This window comes from Achromobacter sp. ESBL13 (assembly GCF_036668755.1).
Classification (GTDB): Bacteria; Pseudomonadota; Gammaproteobacteria; order Burkholderiales; family Burkholderiaceae_B; genus Achromobacter.
Genome location: NZ_JAZEVT010000005.1, coordinates 279,104 through 300,259, shown reverse-complemented (window position 1 = coordinate 300,259; position 21,156 = coordinate 279,104). Strand labels below are relative to the sequence as shown.

Genomic DNA, 21,156 nt, shown 5'->3' with positions numbered 1-21,156 from the left:
GCGCATCATGACAACATCACCCGCCCCAGGGCTACGCGGCAGCGGCAAGATCAACGGCGTGTTTTTCAACGCGGCGGGCGATGTGGCGGCGGTGGCGTCCACGTTTGCGTTACTGGCCCACCCGCGCGCGCGCGCCGCCTATGGCGGGCGCACCTTGCGCTACCGGGTAGCGTTGTACCGCCGCGATTCGCTCGTTCCCTTCGCCGCCTTTGACGACCTGCATTATCCCGTCAACGATGTGGCGTTCCACCCCACCGGCACGACAGTCGCCATTGGCGGCGGCAGCTACGACGGCGGCTATTTGTTTGAAGGCGAACTCATCGTCTGGGACTGGCGCGAGACGCACGGCGTTCATCTGTACAACCAGGTTCCCGAAGTGGTGCGATGCCATTACAACGCGGCGGGCGACCAGATCGAAGCGTGGATGCGGCCGTGGGACGACGGCGATGATGCCCGCGACGCCTTCGACGCCTTGTTCCGCGTGCAAGCGCCAGCGCCTTGCCCCGGTTCGCAAGCGCTGAACCTGAACGTGGATGCAGCCCCCAGCGTCCCTGCCGAGTTGCGCGCGCAAGCCTTGCGCGCCCCAGATGTCCAGCAGCTGGAAGCGCGCCTGCAAGCGTGGTTCGGAGTAGCCGGATGGACGCGCCGGGGGGCCATCCTGGATGTGGCCTGGCTGGATCGCGACCGCTACGCCGCCGTGCACGAGGGCTGCCAACTAGAGGTCCACCACCGCAACGGCGATCGCCTTGCCACCCACAGCGGCGCGGGCCACGGCGTCGAGATCCTCACATCCGGCAAGGACGTACTGGTGCATGTCGTCCAGACCGGCCAGGCTGGCCAAATTGTGGGCAGGCAGGACGCGCGGCTGTACACGTACACCGGCGCCGGTGCGGATGCCAGCGCCCACACCAACGCCCACACCAACACCTACACCTACACCAACACCCACACAACCACCAACGCCGGCCTGCAGCTGACGCGCTCCTATGACGGCGAATTCACGTTTTCCGCCACGCCCCAAGGCCGGATCCTGGGCCGCCAAAACCGGGTTACGGCGGCCCCCGGACAGGCGCGCGATGTGCTGCTGGACCTGGCGACCGGCGTCGAGCATCGTCCAGACCTTGGCCATTACGACTGCTTCAACCACTACCTGCGCATCCGCCACGCGCCCTGTCTATTCCTGCTGCAAGGCACGCCCGCCAGTTCGCACGAACGCAAAACCCTGTGCGTGGTGCAACCTGATGGCCCCGTGCGCCGGCTATGGCCGGTTTTAAAAGCCAGCAACGATGCCGCCGGCCACGCCATGGAACTGTGCGGCGCCTACGTCGACGATGCTCTGGGCCCCGGCCTGGTCATCGGCGGCAAGCACTATTCGCCCAACGTGCGCGCGCCCTACTCCGGCTTTATTTACCGCAAGCCCTTGGGCCGGGATCGCGAACTTTGGCGGCGCCCCATCCCCGCATCGCCCAGCGCCATCGTGCACATGCCCGCCTTGAACCTGATCGCGGCCGCCTTTCTTGACGGCTCGCTGCAACTGATCGACGCGCAAACCGGCGTGCTGCGGCGCTATGCCCGCGTGCGGGTCGACGGCTTGCCAACGCTGATCTTCGCCATGGATGCCGATGCGCAATCGCTGGTTGTCGGCACGGTGGATGGCACGATAAAAGTGCTGGAAGCGGGCCAATTAGGTGGCGCGCCGGCTGAAGCGGCCGAAGAAAGACGCCAAGCTTCCGATCGGGCCGGGTCCGATAGAGGCGCTGACAGAGAGGCCAACGGCTATGCGCCGGACACCTCTTCCGTCATCGATCTGGACTGACGACTGATCGCATCCTTCAATCCGCCGCCCGCGCAGCCGCCTTCGTGGCGGCCGGCGTCGCCCTGAACGAGACGCCCAGGCGGTTGAAGGCATTCATCAGCCCGATCGCATAGGTCAAGTCCGCCAATTCCTTGTCGCTGAACTCGGCGGCGGCCGCGGCATAGTCCTCATCCGGCACACCAGTATCAGCCACGCGCGTCACGCTTTCCGCCCACGCAAACGCCGCGCGTTCCTGCTGCGTGAACACCGCGCCCGCTTCATGCCACACCGGCACCAGCACCAGCTTGTCCACGGTCACGCCCTGCTTGATGAGGTCACGCGAATGCATGTCGATGCAATAGGCGCATCCGTTGATCTGGGACACCCGCAAAAACACCAGATCAATCAAGGTTTTGGGCAGGCCGCAGTGCTGAAGATAAACATATACCCCGCCAAAGGCCTTGTACCCGTCGGGCGAAGCTTTGGCATAGTCAAGGCGAGCATTCATAATGGCATCCTGATAAAGACATTTCAGAACCGCTATCGTGCGCCTTCTTGGCCCAGCCGGACAGAGCCATATCGCGCAATATGGACTAGGTCATGATGGCGCCCCGCCACACAGCCGGCGCCAGACGGCATTGCCATCCCGGATCTGCCGCCGGACGGAAGCCGGCGTGGCATCCACCTGCGCCGCCGTATCAAAGAAGACGGGCCGCGCGTGCTCGCAATACTCAACGCCCACCCGGGCCGGCGCCGCGCACCCAGTCACGCTTAAGCTCGTCAGCAATGGCAGCATCGTCCATCCGAGCCGTTTGATGTTGCACATCCCTTACCTCCTGCCGAACCTGCTCGGCCTGCCGATTGATTTGCGTGTCGCGCCCCTGGCGTTCGGCGCGCCCCCCCACGCTGCGCCCTCGCAGATACGCCAGCAGCACCACGGCGCTCGCGGCCAACGCGGCCACCGCCAGGGTCTTGAACCGTTCAAGCCACGCGAACATGCGGTTCCCCGATAGCGGCCATGGCTTGGGCATACAGCGCGTGCCAGGTGTGCGGATGCGGTTTGCCGGGGCGCCAGGTGCGCAGGTACAGCGCCCAGGCGGTGTCGGCGTCGCCCACGTCAGGCAAACGACGCGGGTCGGTCCACAAGAGCAGACGCGCAAAGCCGGCGGCAAGCACGTCGTCGGCCTCCAGGGCGGAATAGACGGCGTCCGCGGTGGCCGCCACGTCGCGGGCGGCGCAGAGCCGGCGGGCAGGTCCGTAAGTGGCAGCATGCGTCAACACGCCTCGCACGCCACCGCCTTGCTCGAACTGCCAGAAGCCTCGGGCCGGTCCACCCACTTGGCGACGATGCAGAAAGCGGCTTTCCTGCAAGCCGATAGCCAGCAAGAGAACGCAGGCCTGCGGCGTGTCCATCGCGGGCGGAAGCAGCGTCAAGGCAGGGCTAACTGTGTAATCACAAATCGCGTGTAGGTCCATAGGCGCCTCTCAACTTGTCCGCTGACGCACTACACCCGAAGGGGGCCCAATACATAATCACTTCGCCCCGCCTCCAAGTTTGAATGCAAGGATCCGCCGCGCAGCAACCTCCAGCACCTGCTCGCCTAGGATGCCGACAGCCGCCCCGGCGCCGACCAATACCGGCATCGGCGCGGTCGGATACGGAATCAGCAACAGCGTGACCACGGTTGACAGAGCGCTTCCGAGAATCACTCGTCCGGCCACCACACGCCACGGCAGTTCTTCCTTGTTTGTTAGCGCACGGCCAACCGCCACCAGCGCGCCTACGCCGGCCAGCCATGCAAGGGTTCTTTCCCAATCGGACATACGACCTCCATAGACAAAAAGACCTGTCGAGACGAGCGTTCGCTAGACGACGGCTTCAGGCCGCGTCGGCCACGAGACATTCCGCGGAAAACCCGGGTCGGATTCGACCCGATTCAGCGCGATCCGGTAGCGTTTCCAGGCTTGAAGCAACGCCTCCTCTCCAGCGAAAGGGATGCCAAGATCCGCCGCATCTTGCAACGGGGCAATACGAATCGCTGCTTCCGCAAGCAACGCGTCGCGTTGAGCGAGTGCGCGAGTAGCAACAGCCTCTTGCGGCTCGGGAGGGCGCGGCAATGTAATGGGTTGCCCATCAGGATCAGCCGCAATGACTCGGCCCAGAGCCAGCTGTGCCTGAATATCGTTGGCCAGAGAAACACTCACGGGCACAGAATCCGAGGGAATCGCCGCCGCGCTATTGATACCGGTATGAAAGAACATCAATTCCGACGGGCTGAATACGATTCTAGGAACGGTCGAAGGCCGCCCGTCCTCCCGGACGATGAGCAGCCGATCGCCGCTTTTTATTTCCGCAAGCAATTTTTCCGCCAGTGTCGTACTCACTTCGACACAATCTGCGGGTAGGCGATCCCCGGGTTCGCCGGCCAAGTTGTAGAACTCTTGCATCGACGCGCTAAACATCCATTTCATGTCGTTTCCTCGTTTCGTTATCGTGGCAAGCAGAACAGTAGCCATTGCACGCCCCTAGGCGCGGCAATGGCTCCTCCACCGGGGCCAGGTCGGTAGGCAGCGATCTGCATTTTCGTGGCTGACTCAATAAGGCTGACCTCGCACCATGCGGCCGATGCAGCGGATCCTACGTTGCCATAGCATGTCGCTACATAACCGAGGATGTAGCTGGGGACATAAGGAGCAATGGTGTAGCTGTCATAGCCTGCTGAAGATCCCCACTGGATGACGAGATTTCCCGACCCTGGCAGCCGCTGGAACCCCTGTCCCTCCAGTCGACTGTTGGGGCCACCGAACGCCCGCGCCATCAGCTGCGGCGTCAGGAGCCGGTAATTGTCGTTGCCGGCCTGCGCCAATACATCGGTCGCTAGACGCGCATTAACCGCTATGGCAGCGGTCAGAGGCGTCATCGAAGACGAACCGTCTGCGCCGGCCACAGCTTGATCCGCTGTTGCGAGCTTCACCAGACCGGACTGTGTCGCAGACGCAAGATCATTCTCTAAGATCCCTCGCTGCCAAGGCGACCACGTCTCGCCGTATCTGGCACGCGAATACGTCGCGCCTGAATTGAAGACCGTGTACATCTGCGTAGAGATAGTCTGGCCGGCTGAACCGACCAACAAGGTCCCTGCGAGCGGCACCGGATAATTTCTCGGCAGCGTTGCATCGCTGCTTACGCTTTGGCCGTACAGCCCGGGAGCGATCACCGAGTTCAGATTCACCGATTTCAACGGATTATCCGCCCCCAGCCCGAACGCATTACCCAGGGTCAGAATCCGCCCAGCTGTCGCGTCGTTTGGGGCGGTTTGCGTATCCAGTTCATGGGTGTGGCTGGTCGACGTGACTGCGTTTGTCGTCACGGCGCTCAGCTTGGACGGTGTGCCCAGGGCCACAGTGCGGTTGGCGCCCAATGTACCGCCGCCGCTCAGGCCGTTGCCAGCCAGAAGTGATACGGCTGCATTGGCTTTCAGCTCCAAAGCGTCCTGCAGGCCGTTTACCGTGGCGATATCCGCACGGCCGAAAGCCAGATTGCCGCTCGCCAAGGTCTGCGACACGGTCTCAAACGCCGTTACCGGCTCGACCTTCCAACCCGCGCCCCAAGCAGCCACCGACGCGCCGGAGGTGTTGTATTTGGCTTGCACTTCCGACACGGTCAGGCTTGCGTATGACCAGGACTTGGTTGTGTCGCCGATCCAGATGCATGGAAGGCCCGCCGCGTCCGAACCGAACCTGACAGGCAGATCGGAAGCCGCGCTGCCCGCCAGCACCGTCGCCCCGCAGCGTGCCCACGCCTTCGTTGTTTGCACGTAGCCATGGATCAACAACGACACCGGCGGCACGCCGTCCAGGTACTCGAACACATCCACGCGCATACGCAGCATCGTGTTAGCGCCGACCGCCGCGGCGGGCAACGTGATTTTCATCGCGCCCACCACGGTGCCGGTATGCGTGGAATAACTCCCACCATCCGGCAGCAGGACATGCGCGGTGCGTCCCGATGCGGTATTCGTTCCGTACTGGGCGCCGATCGCCGCACCCGCGCCAAGCACCAAAGGCCCGCTGATATCGCCGCCGGTCTTGGGCAGCGCCTGGATGTCTTCCAGCACCTGCGCTGGGGTGCGGGGCACCAGCGCGCCGGTTCCCGCGCCCGCCACATATGAACCTGCCGCCACGGTTGTCAGGCCCGTGCCGCCGCGCGCTACAGGCAGGGTGCCGACCGATGCCTTCGAGACGTCCAGCGCCGTCACGTTCAGCGCCACGTTGCCCGACCCGTCAAAGCTGACGCCGGCCGCCGTCGCCCCGCCCGAGACCGAGAACGTGCGCGCCGCCGCGAGCTTTGTGGCTGTCGCCGCGTTGCCGATGGCGACTTCGCCGGCCGCGGACACGCGGCCCTTGGCGTCCACCGTGAACGTCGGCACCGCGTTGGCGTTGCCGTAGCTGCCGGCGGTGACGCCGCTGGGGCTGAGCGTCAGGCCCAGGGAAAGATTGGCGGACCCGTCGAACGAACCGGCACCCGTGGCGTCGCCGGTGGCGGCGATGGTGCGCGCCGTTGCCAGCTTCGTCGCCGCACCCGCCGTTAACGACGTGGCCGTGCCGGAAAGACGCGCCACCGGCACCGTGCCGGTCTTCAGGTTCGCGGCGTTCAGGTTCTGCTGCGCGTAGCTCAATGCATCGGAACTCGTGGCCGCCAGCGGTCGGCCCGTGACCTCGGCCAGGCCGTCCAACTGCTTGTACAGCCACGCCAGTCGTTCGTCGGTGGTCTGCTGCACCTTGTTGAATTGCTCGACCGAAGGCGGCACGGATCCGATGAACGACCAGCCGGTCTTGTACTGCTGATCGGTGATGCTTTCCGTCAGGCCGTTTTGTGCCCAGGTCGATTTGAAAAGGTCAAAGAAAGTGGGGTCTGCCATCAGTAAATCCCTCGCGCCAGCACGCCGACGCCAAAGCCAAAGAAACCTTGCTCGCGAAAGCCGAAGGGCTTGTCGGTCGAGCCGGTGATAAGTTGCACGCCGACGCCGGCGGCTTGGGGTACCCACTTGTAGGGGTTGCCCATCAGTGGATCGTTGGGGCCGGGAATGCGGCTGACCCAGATGCGGATCTTTGCGTTGCCGGCGTTTTGCACAACGACCCGGGTCACATCGAAGATCGGCTTGAGCGAACGGGCGATCTCCGGCGTGGTGCCGTGCCCGTTGTTCAAGGCGATCTTCCAATACAGCAGCTTCCGATACTCCGCATCCAGCAGCGCGGTGGAGCCGGCCACCGGCCGTTCATTGGCGCGGCGAAATCGCGCCTGGCCGAAGCCGCCGACGCTCGGCTGCCCTTCAAACCCGAAAAATCGCAGGTAGATCGCTTCATCAATCACGCGCGGCAAGCCGACGATCTCACCGATGCCGTCCAACTGCCTGCCCACCGCGGTGTCCAGCCAGCGGTCTTCGTATAGCGCCCGCAGCGCGCCTTGCAGCCCGTCCGCGGGTTTGAGCAGCGCCTTGACCAGCGCCTCCAACCGCCGCTTGGTTTGAAACTGGCCCAGCCAATGGCCCCAGGCAACCTGCCCGTGGTTCTGGTGCAGATCCATCACGTCACCTCGATGCGCGACAGATCAAACGCCGCCACCTGGAAATCCTGGATCGCCACGTTGGCCGCGCGAAAATCCGAGGGCGCGGGCGTAAAGGCCGGGTTGGTCGAGAAAGCCAGTGCCAGGTCCACGGACGCCAGCCCAGGCGTGCGAAAGATGGCGCCGTATAGCCGCTGCAAGACGACGTCCTCGCCGATGGAGAAGCCCTCGCCCACCGCCGCCAGGCTCTGGGCAATGCGCTGAAAGCCGTCGGGCGGGAATGCCTGCTCGGAGGGCGGCAGCAGCGTGGTGGCGCAACGCACCCAGAGGTACACGCGTTCAGGCCGGTCGAAACGGATCAGATGGTTGGCGCCCTCTTCATCCTTGACCACCACCTGGCGCTGACCGTGGGTATCGATGCCCGCCGCCACCACGCGAAAGATGGCATCGGCCACCTCGTCGTCCAGGCCGCCATCGGCCACCACGTGCACGCTGTGCGGCGGGCGGCCCTGCGGGTCCGGCACGTCGGTGCTGTTCATGAAGACTTTCACGACGCGCACGCCGGCCACGCGGTCGCGCACGTTGGGCGCAATACTGGGCAGCGTTGCCGCGCCCAGGCGGAACAGGCCGGTGGTGTAGCGGGCCCGCAGTTGGGCGGCGTTTTCCGCCAGGCGTCCCGCCACGCCCGCTTGCAGATTGTTGACGGCGTCCCACCCGTCTACCTGGGTGACGATGCCGTTCAGGTCGCCCACGTCGGCCCCTTCGTCCGACGCGTCCACCGTTGTCATCAGGCCGGGCGCTCCCAGACGAACCAGCGACAATGCGGCGGACCACGCGAACGACGCGGCTTGCCGCCCGTCCGTGTGCAGCCGCACGGAGACGCCGTCGCTGGACACCGTCAGCCCGCTGCCATTCAGCGCGGCCACCAAGCCCGCCAGCACCTGCGGCAAATTCGTCGTGACGCCGCTGGTGTAGGCATAGTCCACGCCGTCGATCGACACGGTATAGGCGGTCTGGGCAGCGACGGCGGCTTGCAGCGTCACGTCCGCTGCCGCGCCCGGCAGGATTTGCACGGCACTGTCCAGCGCCCATAAGTTCTGGCTGACGCGATGCCGCGCTTGCGCGCCGGCTGGCACCGTTGTACCGGCCGCGCCATACAGCACCACATAGGCGCGCGACGGCTCGTCGCGAAAGCGCGATACGCCGGTAAACGACACGGCGCGGTCCAGCGAGACGCCCGTCGCCGAACCCGGATACATCGCGTAGTAGACGCCTTCGGCCTGCTCCCACAACGTGGCTTCGCGTTCCGCGAAGGTGTCGATCAGCAGGCCGGCAATACTGTCTGGGCGGGTTTCCACCGCCCCATTGAACCCGGCCGATTGCATGCGAGCGCGCAAGTCGGCCACGATTTCCGTGCGGATTTCGGGCAGGCGTGGTCGGACGAACCCGTCCGGTGTGACACCGTAGGCCATAGTTTCCTCGACAAAGTTAAGGGGGTTAAGACGCTTGAAGCAAGACCACGCGTTCCAGTCGTCCGAAGGTGGTGTCGACCTGGTAGGTCACGCGTAGCACGCGCAGCTGGCGTTCCAGTTGCAGTTGCATCGCGCTGACCTGCGTCACGCCGGGCACCGCGCGGATGCGGGCTCGGAAGATGGCTTCAATGCCGGACCGGTCGGGAGACTTCACCAGGACGTCCTCGAAGTAAGGAACGCCAAAGGTGGTGTCCAGAAACCACTCGCCCATGAAGGCGAGCAAGGTGGTGTTGATCTGCTGCGCGATGCGGTCGGCGCCATCCACGAATGACGCGCGGCCTAGCAGGTCCAAGTCCAGATCGCGGTCGGGAGATAAAGCAAGGTCCAGTGCCATCACAGCGGCCCCTGGGTCGTGCCACCCGCGTAGGGGTGACGGTGCGCGTCGCCGATATTCGTGCCGTTATGAGTGATCGCGCCGCCTTCATAGGCCACCCCGCCCCGAATGCGCATCGACGCACCGCCCTGGCCGCCCTCGCCCGCCATGCCCTGGGTATAGGTCAGCGGCCCGTTGATCGTGACCGGCGTGTTGAAGGTGGTCTGTTCCGCCTGCACCGTCCACGTCTTGACATGAAAGCTCAGGTCGCCGGCGGGCGACAGCTTCAACGTTCCCGGCCCGTACTGGATGCTGACGTTCTGCGTGTCAGCCGCCATCGTGCCCGGCCGCAGCAGCGGCGAGGCGAACGCGTCGGATAAATCGAACTGGCGCGGATCGTCCGGCGGGCCGTTATCGCCGCCCAGCCAGTTTTCCAATGCACGGGCGGAAAAAGACAGCTTGATCGCATCGCCCGGCGCCAGCGGCACCGAGATCAACGCCTGCGCGCCGTGCACATCGCCTACCGGCCAACACACCGGCACGCGCACCACCTGGGGCGGCAACAGCACTTCGCCATTGGCCAGCCGCTTGGCCAGCGTGGGGCGCGCCGTGACGAACGTGCCGTCATACGCGACCACTTCGCCAGGCAGCGTCGTATAGATATCCGCCAATTCCGTGGCGATAAGACGGCGGATAAGGGTTACCGCATTGCTCATGTCTGCTCCTTTTTGGATGGCGCGACCTGGGTATCCACCAACGTCAACTCCGTTTGCCAATCACCGGCTTCGCTATCGCCGGTATGACGCACGGTTTCAACGCGTTGAAACGCCTGGACGGACCGGCTTTCCAGCTTGACCAGGTCGCCGGGGCTGATGGTGGGCAGCAACAGCGACTTGACCTTCCAGCCGTCGCGCTGTTGCTGGGCGCTGGCCGGCTTGGCCGCGGCGGCACGGGCAGCGGGCGCGCTTGCACCCGCCTGCGCCGACGCCTTGCCTTTCGACTTCGCCTTTTCAGTGGCCGCTTCCCGCGTGCGCTCGGGTTGGCCCAGCAGGCCACTGTCCACGGCCAGCACAACGGCTTGGCGCCGCGTGGTGCCCAGCCGCTGGACCACCTGCAATTGCTGGTTTTGAATCGACCATTCCAGCCCGGTCCCTTGCGTCACTTTGTGCAGCGCGGTGCGCGCCGCGCCGTAGAAAGAAAACCCGTGCTCCCAACGACGGTCAGGCACGTCGTCGGCCATGACCAGCGGCAAGCCCATCTGCCGTGCAATGTCGCGGATGATCTCGCGGGCGCGCGCGCCCGGGCCCAGGCCGATCGACACCGCCGTATCACGCACTTCGATGTAGCCGTCCTTGACCGTCAACTCAGTCACGACGTCCGGCGGCCCATAGCGCGTATAGGCAAACACAATGCTGCCCGACGCCATCAACAAGGGGCCGCCCTCTTCGGCATAGCCCGCATACAGCACGCATTGCAAGCCGGGCTCTTCCAATGAACGCCGGGTTTGCTCGGCCAGGTTGTACACGCTGATCTTGGCGTCGTTGGGCTCTTCGGCCGCCGTCTTGGCGATATCGAACGTGATGCGCATCGGGGGCATGATTTCCAGTCCGCGCGCGCCACTTTTGCCGACCAGCAGGCGGTAGACGCGATCAAACCTTGCCATCAACCACCTCTGCCGCGTTGACGTACAGCAACGCCACTTCGCCCGACGGCAGCGCCGACCGGCTGATGGTGTCGCGACGGTCCGGCGCCAAGGCCACCAGTTCGCCAGGGGGCACGGGCAGATGGCGGTAGCCCGCCAGCAAGCGCGTGTCCGGCACCACGGCGATGCCGGCAACGACCAGCTCGTTGTACGCGTTCTCGATGGACAGCACCCATTGCTGGGCCTCGCTGTTCCAGGACAGCCGCAAGAACACCGTCATGCCGTCCAGCTCCATTTCGATAAGGCTGTCGTTGGCGTCCGGTACGAGTATCTGGATCATGGGTTCAAACCCTTTGCCGAGTTGAAAGTGTCGCGTTGCTTCGGGCTCGCGGGCACGCCGCTTTGCTTGCCCGCGTTGGCCTTGGTCGACCCGGCCTTGCCTGTCGCGCTGCCCGAGGTTTTTTCCGGAGGAATGTCTGCCTGCCGCAACGTCACCTTGCGGATGCGCTTGAACATGGCGGACAACTCGTAACGGTCGCCCGCCGTGTTGGTGCGGCCGATGGAGCAGCTTTCCATCACGAAGTCCACGTAGACGTCCATCCCCGTCGTGATGGTGATGGGCAGACGATCCGCATGGATCTTGCGCAGCGCGTCCTTGGCGCCGATCAGCTTTGACCGGCCGGCGCCCAAGGCCGCGCTCCGGAAGCCGCCCAGCAAGCTGATGTCGGCGGCAGTCACCCACCCTGTCAGCGTCAGTTGCTCGGGCTCCTGGCCCACGTGGTCGGTGACCGGCGGGCCGTCTTCCACAGCGAATGACGTGGTTCGGCTGTTGAGCTGGGTGGTTTCGTTGACCAGCGCATCCAGCGGCAAGGTGCCGATGCTGCTGCCGCCGTTCCACCCAAAGATCATGGAAACAAAGTTCATTAGGGCTCCTATCCGGGGCTTTCGACGCCGGGCGTCAGGTCGTACCAGTGCGGCAGGCCTTGAAGACTGCGTTGCTGCCCCTGGCTCACGCCTTCCGCAACCGCTTTTCTCACCACCAGAGGATCGCCGGACGCCACGTTCACGACGAAGTTGTTGCTGCTTTGAAAGCTGAACGGGGAGCCGATGCGCGTCGGTACAGGACCGATCACGGACACAGGCGGCACGACCAGCCCCGCTGCGCTGCTTGCCGTCGTCAACCAATTTGGCGCCGCGTCCGGCGACCAGCCGTCCATTACCGACGCCTGGTTGCCGGCGTCGGGGCCTGATTGGCCCGGTAGCAAGCTCTTGAGCCAGTTCTTTGCCGCGCGCGCCTTGTCGATCACCCAGGTCTGGATGGCGCGGCCGATCTCCTTGACAGTGGCGACCATGCGGCCGCCCATGTCCGAGAAAAACGTCCACAAGCCGTTGAAGGCGCCCGCCCAATGCGCGATGGCCCCGTCCCAGTCACCGGTAAACGCCGCGATCACGCCGCTGACCAGACCGCTCCAGAATTTCCAGATGGCCCCGATGTATTCGATGACCGGCCCCAGAAACGAGTCCATGGCCATCGCCATCAGCGCATCCCAGGATGCCGAGATGTACGCCTTGATGACGTCCCAGTTTTCCCAGATTTGCCACAGCGCGACGGCCAGCATGCCGATCAGCGAAATGATCCGGCCGATCGGTGTCATGGCAAAAGCGTTCCACAACATGGGGACCACGACCCGTGCCAGGTTCAGCAGGAATCCGCCGACGGGCGACAGGATTTGCCACAGGCCATAGACCATCACGGCAATCGACCCGAAGCGCTGGATCCACGGCCCCAGCGCCTCGCCCGCACCGCCCAGCAAGTCCTTCACGACCGTCAGCACGGACGACACGGCATCAAGCTCGTCCTGCCATTCCTCCACGCCGCCGATCCAGCCGCCCATAACCGACTCGCCCCCGGCCAGCCAACTGGCGATGTCTTCACCGATCAGATAGATCGTGCTCAACACCGCCGCCATGCGCAGCATGGGTGCTATCGACCGCGTCCACACCGACAGCATCCGCATGGCGCCGGCCGGGCCACCGCGCAGCGCCATCGCGGCATCCAACCCGAGGGCGGCGCGTGTCGCCGCGATCAGCGATTGAAACAGGCCGCCCGACACCGCACTAGCCCGCCGCAGCCCGTTGCCCAGCGAGACCAGCCCAATGCTGGCCCCCATCAGGGCAAGCAGCTTGACGACCGCGTCGATGTGGTCGGCCAGAAACAGGATCGACGTCGCGACGCCGTTCAACACGCCGCGACCCGCCGGCAAGGCCTGCCCCAGGTAGCGCTGCATGGCGTCGTTGAACACCGTCATTGCTGCCGTGATGGACGCGGGCGCGCCCTCGGCTTCGGTGCGCATGGCCGGCAATTGCGATTGCAATGCCGGCAACGCCCGATCCGTCGTGACCTGGCCGCTCTGCACTTGATCGCGCAGCTGGCCACGGCTTAGATCGAGCCCTGCGGCCAATGCGTCCTGCATGCGCTGGGGCAAGGCGTTGAATTGCCCCAGGTCCAACCGGCCTTGCTCGACCATGTTCGTCAGTGCCGTGACGATGCCGTCCCGGTTCTGAGCCGGCGTTTGCGACAGGCGCATGCTCAACGCCACGGCTTCCGTGATGCCGGTGGCTTCCTGCCGCGTGCGTCCGTGGTCTTGCAAGGTACGCGCCGACCGTGCGTACGTGTCGACGTTGTCGGCATACGGCGTGCCACTGGTGCGTGACACGCGGGCAAGATCGCGGTCGGCTTGCACTGCGTTCCCGTCCGATCCGGCTGCTTGCAGCAAGCGCGCCTGGATCTGCACCCACGCGTCGATGTCGCCAAGGACACGCTTGAGCGGCGACGCGCCCAGCGTCAGCTGGATGGCACCGCGCAGACCGCCCAACGCCGCGGCGTGCTGGCGAGGCGCCGGAATGCCTTGAGGCCTGGGTCCGGCCGGGCCGCTTGCGGCTTGGCCATTAGCAGTTTGGCCATTAGCAGTTTGGCCATTCGCGGTTTGACCCCTTGCGGCTTGGCCGTTTGCCGTCCGCGGGCTTGCCATCTGGCCAACGGCCATCCGACCGACCGCCATCTGGGCAACGGTCATCTGCGCAATCGTCATCCACGCGCCGGGCATCCGCGCGATTGCCGATGGCCCTGCCTTCGCTTGCGGCGCGTTCGGCACGCCGGGCAACACATCCGCCAGCGCCTGGCGCATCGCGGCGCCCGCCCTGACGCTTGCGGCCACCATGGCCTGCAACGTCGACTCGAACGCCTGCCGATAGGCGTACAGCCCGGATTGATCCACTTGGTAGCGCAGCAGCGTCACCACCTCTCGTACAACGATCATCGTTACCTCGCCTTGTTATCTGCCGCAGCCTGCGCGGCCTGCTGGGCGTCCATCAGCGCGTTGAGCTTCAGGATGTCCAGCAGATCGACGTCGCCGCGCTTGACGGCGTCCAGGCTGACATGGCGGGCCAGGATGGGCCGCCAGATGATCAGCTCTCGTTCGAAGCCTGCGTCGAACCGCCCGACAGGCTCGCCAACGTCGCGCGGGCCGGACCAAAGCGGCCGGCCCAACGCGCCAAAGGGCCGGCGAAGTTGTGCTCAAGAATGTGGAACAGCAACTCCAGGATCTCGGCATAGTCCGCAAACGCCAGGCCCCGGTGCGCCGGCGTCAGCTTCTGCGGCTCGCGGCCGGCCAGTTCGAAGCTGACCAGCTCCGGGTCGATCAGGCGCTCGGCCCAGCCGGCCAGCGCATCGCCGCCCAGCTTGGCCGACAGTTCCCGGAACGCATTGAGCATCGCGTTTTCGTCGCGGCCTTCGCCGGCGCCGTCCGCGCTGAACACCGAGGTCAGCATCGATCCGGCGGCCGGCAGCACTTCTTTTTGCAGGTCGCCCAACAGCTTGAGCTGGCGGAACGGATCAAACCGTGAAATACGAAAGACGGTCGATCCGACGCTTACTTCCTTGATGGCGCTCATCAGCTATTGCCCCCGATCACGTGGATGGCCGGGCCGGTCTCGATCGTCCATTCACGGCTGCCGACCTTGGCGCCGTAGCCCGCGTCGGGCATCTTGACGATCCATGCGGAATCCGAGGCGTGCAGCGACGTGCCGCGCAGGTCGGTCACGGAAATCGGTACCGCGCCGTTGCCCTCGGTGGCGCGGTCGGCCTGGTGCAGCGCGGTCAAGGCGGCGTTGCTGGCGCTGGTCTGCATCAGCGTCAAGGTGATGCGCAGGCGCGAGTCGCGCGACATCGACCGCGCCACCTCGCCGTCGACGCCGACGACCGAGGCGATGCCTTCGCCGATCTCCGTGACGGTGACAAAGGTGTCTTCTGCCAGGCCCGAAATGGGCAGCGCGCCCATCACGATCTTGACCTGGTTGGGTGCGTAGGTTTTGACTGACATGGTTATGCCCCGATTACAGTTGTTGGTAGGTGAGGTTGCCCTTGATCTCGGCAACATGGATGGCGCCGGCCAGGCGGGCGCTGAAGCTCAGGTCGCGCAGAATGCGGTTGGCCTTGTCGTTGGACGACACGCTGGCCGCGCGCGGCACGTTGATGACGAAGCCGGGAATCTTGCGGCCCGCGTCATCGATTTCGTCGGGCGCGACCAAGCCACGGCTCTGGCCCAGCAGCAATGCCTGGCGGATGCCGTTGACCAGGACCTGGATGCCGGCGTCGGTGTAGGGCACCTTGCCGTTGGCGTTGATCAGCTGCGATGCCACGTTAATCTTGACCTGCTCGGCCAGCCAGTCGCGGCCACGGATCACGTCGATCCATTCGCCGGCGGCGACCTTGCCGTTTTGCGTCACGGCAAAGTTGCGCATCTGCTCGAACGTGTTGGCATTTTTCGCATGCGCGGCCAGCGCCTGGCCTTCGGTCAGGCTGTCGTAGGTCACGCCCGAGAGCCGCGTGTTGGCCCAGGTTTCACCACCCGGATAAAAGGTGAAGCGGTTGGCGGCGACGGCGGCGTCCAACGCTTCGCTATCGGCCCGGCCGTGGTACCACACGTGCGTGCGGAAATACTGCTTCTGCTGGCAGCGCGACGCAATGTCGTTGGACACGGCGGCGTCGATGATGCCGGCCTGCGCGCTGGATACGCCGAACAGGCGCTCGTTCGATTCCACCCATTCGGCGGCGTCCAGCACATCCGCTTCAACACGGCTGGCCAGCGATACGCCGTACCAGTCGCCGTTCTCGCGCAGGCACGCGTTCAGCGCGGCCGATGGCGTTTCGGTGCTGACCGGCGCGGCCAGTTCCAGGTTGCCCGTCACGGCAATGGCGACGGCCTGGCCGGTCACATCGGCGGTCACCGCAACGTCGGCGCCGGTTGCGGTGGCTGTCACCGGTGCGTCGGTCTCGGCGATGGCGGCGGCCAGAGCCGTCGCCAGCGTCTGCGGCGTGCTGTCGGCTGCGCCCGCCACGCTGGCAGCCACCTTTTGCACGATGCCATTCGCTTCACGCCAGGACAAAGACACGGCGTAGTCCGACGCGGCGGCGCGCGTCACGGCAATGCGCGATGCATCCACCTGGCGGCGGCCGACAAAAACGCGGGCCACCGTCGGAATCTGTTTGAAGGCATCGCGCACCGCGATGTACAGCGGGTCGTTCGGGGCGATGCCCATGTCCAGCAGCTCGCCGGCCTCGGTCACCGCCATGACGCGGTTGACGGCCAGCGCGTGTGCGCCAAGGATCAGGATGTCAGAGAAATTCTGCTCCTTGATCGCCGTGGTGTTCAGCGAGATCGCCACATTGACGATCCGGTCGATTTTTGCCATTTGCGGCTCCAAAAAAAAACCGCCCAAAGGCGGCGGGGGGACAGCGTGATGAAGACCTTGAACGTTAATTCGTCGCTTCGGTCTTCGCGGAAAATGAGGTTGTAAAGGAAGGCAGCAGCCCGCCCGTGGTCGTGATGTTGCCGGTCACCGTTTCGATGAGGCCGACAACATCCGTATCGGTCTGCGCGTAGCGGATACCCAGGTCAAGCGCGCCCCGCGGCTCGCTCGCTGTGCCCGAGGTGGCGTCGTTGCCGTCGCGTGGCACGCGCTGCACGGGGCCGGCGTGAAACACCGCCAGGCCCAGCGCTTCCGCACGGTCTTCATGAGCGGGATGGCGCAGCGCCAGCCCCATCTTGTCCAGGGCGCGATAGGCGGCGGCGCCTACGCTGCGCAGTTCGACGGTGGCATCGCGATGGTCACGCACCAGCTGATTGCCGTCGGCGTCGACCGGGCCGGTTTCGGCAGGGCCGGCCTGCACCCAGCGTACGGCCAGCGCGATGCAAGGCGGCGGGGGAACCGACGGCGCATCGTCGGAAAGAAACACTGGAACGCCGCCCGCGGCGGCCGTCACCAACGTAAGGATTGCGTCTTCAGGCGTCATGTCGGTCACTGTTGGGTCCGGAAAAAAACAAAGCCCGCGAACCGGATCGGTTGGCGGGCTGCATTTCGTGTGGGCGCAATGCCCCGCGGCTATTGTCTCAAATCCGGTCCCAAATGGGCATGGTTTTTATGAAGTGCATGTCCCAATTGCTGCCAGGAATACGTGGCGGATTTGGTGTTGCCGCCGCAGCGCTGCACGTGTCCGGCATCCAGCAGATGATCCAGCACACGACGCGCGCCGCGCCGCATTGCTTCTTGCGAGGCCGGCGCCATGGGCATGCCCCGGCTGACGTGCCGCAGGATCTCGGCCATCCTGAATTCGCGGCCCGGATACGCGGCCAGCAGATCGATGACTTCGTGTGCGTATTTCATTTGAAGGCCCTCCAGACCTCTTGCTTGAAGTTGCCCAGCGCCACCTTGTAGTACGGCAACGAGATGCCGATGACGCGGCATGCCTTGTCCTGGCGGCCATGCGCGGGCAAGTCCCCGTAGTCGGCGCGGCGCGTGTATTCCGCCTGCACCACGCGCTGTTCCAGAAGCGGCAACGTTTCATACAGGGCATGCACGCGGCGCGCGCGTTCATGGTTCACGGGAATGCGCAGCGGTTCGTCGTCATCGCCGTGCCCGGGCAGCGGCGGAAATTCGCACACGTCGGGCGTCTCGTGCAACATGCGCCGCGGGCCGGGCCAATCGCCTTCCCATTGGGACCTTGCCCAGTTATGAATTTCGTCTTCCACCCAACGCGGCAAACCGGCTTGTCTCGACGGTGCATTTTTCATTTTCATTGTCCTGCGGTCCTTACTTTGCGATCCGTGCTTTGCGGTCCGTGCTTTGCGGTCCGTGCTTTGCGGTCCTTACCTGGCGCGCCGTTCGCGCGCGTTGGCCCATCATTCATGCGCCGCATCGTCATGTGCCCTCCGGTTTGGCCGTGTGCCTGGCGTGCATCAACATGTCGGCGATGGCCTTGGTGGGATGCCCCCCGGACGCGATGCGCGCCTCCCAGCGTTCGATCCATTCGCGATGTGACCGGCTGCGGGCTGCCAGCATTTTTCCCGCGCCCATTTTTCTCAGCGCGGCCTCGGCTTCGGCACGCGTGGCCAGCGTCTGTCCCGGCGCGGGCAACGCCGCGCGCGGTGCCGGAATGTCGGGCCATGCGCCCTTGGCCAGCTCTTCGGACAGCGTTCTTTCCCATCGGACTTTGATTGCGCCGAAGTTGCTGTTCAACAGGTCAACCGTGCTGACGCCCACCGCTGCCCAATACACCGCCGGATGCGACCAGTCGCCCACCTCGCCACGACGCCGCGCCGACACGCCGCGCACCGCTTCGTGATAGGCAAGTTCGGGGATCAACCACGGGCAGCAAAGCTTCAAGAATTCCGGCAGCGTCGGCGGCCATTCCCGTGTCAGGCAGGCAGTGAGCCCGCGCCGCACTTGCGCTTCGGTCAGGCCGGCCAGCTTCTGGTTCCAGGAGTCTTTCAATTCGCGCGGCGTCAGGCCCTCCCATTGCTGCGCGAACTTGGCGCCATACAGCAAGTGCATTTCGTTGACGACCAGCGCACCCAGGCCGACCGTTGATTCAACGACTTGCATCGATCACCCCCATGTCGATTTCGCCCCGGACATGGCCTTCGGCCAGCACGCTGCGCAATTCCGACGACCATTGCGCGCGTTGCCGCGATGGCTTCGCGCCCGTGGTGCGGGTCGCTTCTCTGGGTGGGAACAGGCCGAGGTAGCCGCTGGCGATACTGTGGGAAATGACATCGCGCGCCGCCACGCCTTCGGCCCGGTAGCCGGCAAGCTGTTGCAACTGGCGCCGCGCCGCCTCTTGTGTGATCGGCTTCTTGCGCGCTTTGCGGTCCGCCACCCAGCTGACCCAATCGGCGCGATCGAGCCAGTCCGGCAACGCACAATCCATCGCATCAAAGGCAGTTTTGCGGGAGCTCACGGATGCTGTTTTCGGAATGGTCCATTCGGGGTGGGGTCGTTCTGGTTCTGGTTGTGGTTCTGGTTGTGGTTCTGGTTGTGGTTCCTGGTTGGTTGCACCGATGTTCAACGGCTGTTGCCCCGCAGCCGGTCTGCCGGCCGTGCCGGCCTGCCGTGCGCGCTTGGCCGCGCTGGCTTTACCGGCTGCGGACTTGGCTTCCTTGTTGCCGTGATAACGCGCGATCTCGGCGTCACAGCGAGCATGTCGCCAGCCTTCCTCGGTTTCCTCGAAAAATTCGTGCAGCACCTGGAACACGGCGGTCTTTTCGTCGTCGGACCGCGCGATCAGCAAGCGGCAAAGCTTGTCGATCTCTTGAGATAGCGGCGCTTCGGTGTCGTAGTAAAGCTCGATCAGGTCCCGGTAGACGCTACGTTCGATGCGCGTCAGGTGCCGCGTTGCGCTATTGAAGTCGCCGATGTGGTGGGGGTAATAGTTCATTGCGCCGTGATCCCTTCGGCCAGCTCCGGCCAGATTTGAGTGCAATCGGAAGGGCGCAAGTCGCGCCGGGTGACGGCGCCGTCGGTGGCTTGTTCTATCAAGGCGCAGTGCTTGACCGGCACGGGCCTGCGGCCGGTGCGCCACTGATAGACCAGCGCAGGCGACACGTCCACCAGCCGGGCGAACGTGGCCGCGGTCAGCGCCCCTTCCTGCTTGAAATAATCAGGTAGATTCATCACCAAAACTATAGCGACGCTACAGCTTATTAGCAAGCCATGCTATAGTTTTATTTGCATAGCATTGCTATATGAAAATGTGGACTATCGAAGAGGAAGCCGCCGCCCTGCGCGCACGCTTTGAAGGCGTGAACCGCGCGGCATTTGCTCGCGACCACCACGTGAAGGGCGGCCAGGCGATGATTTATCAGCACATCACCGGCCGCCGTCCTATTGGGATCGAAGCGGCAATGGCCTACGCCGAAGGATTTGGCTGCACGCTGGCCGCAATCAGCCCGCGGTTAGCCGCTGAGGCTAAAAAGGCCGCGTCGCTATCGACCGCCGCTCCGCTTGCCCCCCCCACGGCCGACACCCAATGGCCGTTCCCATCGGTGCCGGCATCGCTTATCCATGGGTTGGCCGACGACCAGGTCAAACGCCTGGAAGGCGCGCTGCTGTTGGCGCTGGGCCAGATGGGCGTCAAGGCGAAAGGGGCTGCGGGTCTGGGCAGGAATCCAGCCCCTAAACGCGGTGCGCTGGCCAGTATCGACAGCGTGGCGGACGAGTTCCCCATGGCGCCGATCCCGGCCGCCCCCTGGGACCCCGACGGCGTCACCACGCATCAGGCCGAACGCATGCAAGCGCTGCGCATCAGCACGGCCGCCAACGTCGGCCACGTCGCCAATGCCGGGTACTCCGCCAACGATCAGGAATTCATGCCCATCCCCGAACTGGACGTGCGCCTGGCTGCCGGCCGGCTTGGCATCGAGAACTACCACGAGACGGAGATCGGCGAGATCCTGTTGCGCCGCTCGTTTCTGGAGTCGTTCAAACTGCCCATCAGCCGCATGAAGATCGTGTATGCGCAAGGGGACAGCATGGAACCCGTCATCCGAAACGGCGGACCGATGCTGTTCTACGAGGACCCCGTCATCGACCCCCGCGAAATCGACCCACGCACGGTCTACGCGATCAACCACGGCGGCAAGATGATCGTCAAATGCATCACGCGCGGGCGCGAGGGCGGCTGGTTGGCAAAGTCGTTGAACCCTGCCTACGCGCCCTTCGCCCTTGAGAAAGAAGACGGCTGCGAAGTCCGCATCGTCGGACGCATCCTGTGGTCGCCGTACGACCTGCGAAATGGGGTCGATGAGCGCTTGCTGTAAGCCCCGTCCGCAAGTGAGCCACCCGTTTTACGCACCGCCCACCGCCTTTACGACTTTGCCCGTGCCGCCGCATGTCTGGCACGGTCGGTCGTTCACCTGACCGCTTCCCGAGCAGTCAGGGCAATCCACTTCACCGGTCCCGGGCGTGCCC

At 64.8% G+C, this 21,156-nt stretch carries 25 protein-coding genes; 2 read left to right on the top strand and 23 right to left on the bottom strand.

Going from position 1 to position 21,156, the window contains the following annotated elements:
- Positions 1 to 7 precede the first annotated feature (7 nt).
- Complete coding sequence (locus V6F88_RS20470) at positions 8 to 1,816, top strand: hypothetical protein (protein ID WP_332611817.1); 1,809 nt, start codon at positions 8 to 10, stop codon at positions 1,814 to 1,816.
- 16 nt (positions 1,817 to 1,832) lie between these two features.
- Here V6F88_RS20470 and V6F88_RS20465 read toward each other — a convergent pair whose 3' ends face one another.
- The 23 genes from V6F88_RS20465 to V6F88_RS20355 form a co-directional block, all read right to left on the bottom strand.
- Entirely contained in the window at positions 1,833 to 2,303 is a 471-nt protein-coding gene (locus V6F88_RS20465) for a carboxymuconolactone decarboxylase family protein (RefSeq protein ID WP_332611816.1), read from the bottom strand.
- Positions 2,304 to 2,526: 223 nt separating this feature from the next.
- Positions 2,527 to 2,793, bottom strand: coding sequence for a hypothetical protein (locus V6F88_RS20460; protein ID WP_332611815.1), 267 nt, complete (start codon positions 2,791 to 2,793; stop codon positions 2,527 to 2,529).
- Positions 2,777 to 3,271, bottom strand: a complete 495-nt coding sequence (locus tag V6F88_RS20455) for a hypothetical protein (protein WP_332611814.1) — start codon at positions 3,269 to 3,271, stop codon at positions 2,777 to 2,779. Before V6F88_RS20455 ends, V6F88_RS20460 begins: the two co-directional genes overlap by 17 nt.
- Positions 3,272 to 3,328: 57 nt before the next feature.
- The gene (locus V6F88_RS20450) at positions 3,329 to 3,619 is read right to left on the bottom strand and encodes a holin (protein WP_332611813.1); all 291 of its coding nucleotides are present in this window, start codon (positions 3,617 to 3,619) and stop codon (positions 3,329 to 3,331) included.
- Between the two features lie 42 nt (positions 3,620 to 3,661).
- Positions 3,662 to 4,267, bottom strand: a complete 606-nt coding sequence (locus V6F88_RS20445) for a tail fiber assembly protein (protein WP_332611812.1) — start codon at positions 4,265 to 4,267, stop codon at positions 3,662 to 3,664.
- A gap of 17 nt (positions 4,268 to 4,284) precedes the next feature.
- Positions 4,285 to 6,717, bottom strand: a complete 2,433-nt coding sequence (locus tag V6F88_RS20440; protein ID WP_332611811.1) for a hypothetical protein — start codon at positions 6,715 to 6,717, stop codon at positions 4,285 to 4,287.
- Positions 6,717 to 7,382, bottom strand: coding sequence for a DUF2612 domain-containing protein (locus tag V6F88_RS20435; protein ID WP_332611810.1), 666 nt, complete (start codon positions 7,380 to 7,382; stop codon positions 6,717 to 6,719). Before V6F88_RS20435 ends, V6F88_RS20440 begins: the two co-directional genes overlap by 1 nt.
- Positions 7,382 to 8,833, bottom strand: a complete 1,452-nt coding sequence (locus V6F88_RS20430) for a hypothetical protein (protein ID WP_332611809.1) — start codon at positions 8,831 to 8,833, stop codon at positions 7,382 to 7,384. The genes V6F88_RS20435 and V6F88_RS20430 overlap by 1 nt, the downstream gene beginning before the upstream one ends.
- 25 nt (positions 8,834 to 8,858) lie before the next feature.
- Positions 8,859 to 9,227, bottom strand: a complete 369-nt coding sequence (locus V6F88_RS20425; protein ID WP_332611807.1) for a hypothetical protein — start codon at positions 9,225 to 9,227, stop codon at positions 8,859 to 8,861.
- Positions 9,227 to 9,922: a Gp138 family membrane-puncturing spike protein gene (locus tag V6F88_RS20420; protein ID WP_332611805.1), complete on the bottom strand. Its 696-nt coding sequence runs from the start codon at positions 9,920 to 9,922 to the stop codon at positions 9,227 to 9,229. Before V6F88_RS20420 ends, V6F88_RS20425 begins: the two co-directional genes overlap by 1 nt.
- Entirely contained in the window at positions 9,919 to 10,869 is a 951-nt protein-coding gene (locus V6F88_RS20415) for a phage protein (protein WP_332611804.1), read from the bottom strand. Before V6F88_RS20415 ends, V6F88_RS20420 begins: the two co-directional genes overlap by 4 nt.
- A complete protein-coding gene (locus V6F88_RS20410; protein WP_332611802.1) occupies positions 10,856 to 11,188 on the bottom strand; it encodes a phage baseplate plug family protein in 333 nt (110 codons plus the stop codon). Before V6F88_RS20410 ends, V6F88_RS20415 begins: the two co-directional genes overlap by 14 nt.
- Positions 11,185 to 11,772, bottom strand: a complete 588-nt coding sequence (locus V6F88_RS20405; protein ID WP_332611801.1) for a phage baseplate protein — start codon at positions 11,770 to 11,772, stop codon at positions 11,185 to 11,187. The genes V6F88_RS20410 and V6F88_RS20405 overlap by 4 nt, the downstream gene beginning before the upstream one ends.
- An 8-nt stretch (positions 11,773 to 11,780) precedes the next feature.
- Positions 11,781 to 14,168, bottom strand: a complete 2,388-nt coding sequence (locus V6F88_RS20400; protein WP_332611799.1) for a tape measure protein — start codon at positions 14,166 to 14,168, stop codon at positions 11,781 to 11,783.
- 148 nt (positions 14,169 to 14,316) lie between these two features.
- The gene (locus tag V6F88_RS20395; RefSeq protein WP_332611798.1) at positions 14,317 to 14,802 is read right to left on the bottom strand and encodes a phage tail assembly chaperone; all 486 of its coding nucleotides are present in this window, start codon (positions 14,800 to 14,802) and stop codon (positions 14,317 to 14,319) included.
- On the bottom strand, positions 14,802 to 15,230 hold the full coding sequence (locus V6F88_RS20390) for a phage structural protein (RefSeq protein ID WP_332611796.1): 429 nt from the start codon (positions 15,228 to 15,230) through the stop codon (positions 14,802 to 14,804). Before V6F88_RS20390 ends, V6F88_RS20395 begins: the two co-directional genes overlap by 1 nt.
- A gap of 13 nt (positions 15,231 to 15,243) precedes the next feature.
- Positions 15,244 to 16,602 carry a DUF3383 family protein gene (locus V6F88_RS20385; RefSeq protein ID WP_332611794.1) on the bottom strand — a complete coding sequence of 453 codons (1,359 nt, stop codon included), beginning with the start codon at positions 16,600 to 16,602 and terminating at the stop codon, positions 15,244 to 15,246.
- Between the two features lie 64 nt (positions 16,603 to 16,666).
- Positions 16,667 to 17,203 (bottom strand): phage neck terminator protein, encoded by a 537-nt coding sequence (locus V6F88_RS20380; protein WP_332611792.1) that lies wholly within the window; start codon positions 17,201 to 17,203, stop codon positions 16,667 to 16,669.
- Between the two features lie 89 nt (positions 17,204 to 17,292).
- Positions 17,293 to 17,574, bottom strand: coding sequence for a hypothetical protein (locus V6F88_RS20375; RefSeq protein ID WP_332611790.1), 282 nt, complete (start codon positions 17,572 to 17,574; stop codon positions 17,293 to 17,295).
- Positions 17,571 to 17,981, bottom strand: coding sequence for a hypothetical protein (locus V6F88_RS20370; RefSeq protein WP_332611788.1), 411 nt, complete (start codon positions 17,979 to 17,981; stop codon positions 17,571 to 17,573). The genes V6F88_RS20375 and V6F88_RS20370 overlap by 4 nt, the downstream gene beginning before the upstream one ends.
- 127 nt (positions 17,982 to 18,108) lie before the next feature.
- Entirely contained in the window at positions 18,109 to 18,792 is a 684-nt protein-coding gene (locus V6F88_RS20365) for a hypothetical protein (protein ID WP_332611787.1), read from the bottom strand.
- Positions 18,779 to 19,624, bottom strand: a complete 846-nt coding sequence (locus V6F88_RS20360) for a YdaU family protein (protein WP_332611786.1) — start codon at positions 19,622 to 19,624, stop codon at positions 18,779 to 18,781. The genes V6F88_RS20365 and V6F88_RS20360 overlap by 14 nt, the downstream gene beginning before the upstream one ends.
- Entirely contained in the window at positions 19,621 to 19,860 is a 240-nt protein-coding gene (locus V6F88_RS20355) for a transcriptional regulator (RefSeq protein ID WP_332611784.1), read from the bottom strand. Before V6F88_RS20355 ends, V6F88_RS20360 begins: the two co-directional genes overlap by 4 nt.
- 71 nt (positions 19,861 to 19,931) lie before the next feature.
- On the opposite strand from V6F88_RS20355, the gene V6F88_RS20350 reads away from it, so the two are divergent.
- Positions 19,932 to 21,005 carry a S24 family peptidase gene (locus V6F88_RS20350; protein WP_332611782.1) on the top strand — a complete coding sequence of 358 codons (1,074 nt, stop codon included), beginning with the start codon at positions 19,932 to 19,934 and terminating at the stop codon, positions 21,003 to 21,005.
- Positions 21,006 to 21,156 lie beyond the last annotated feature (151 nt).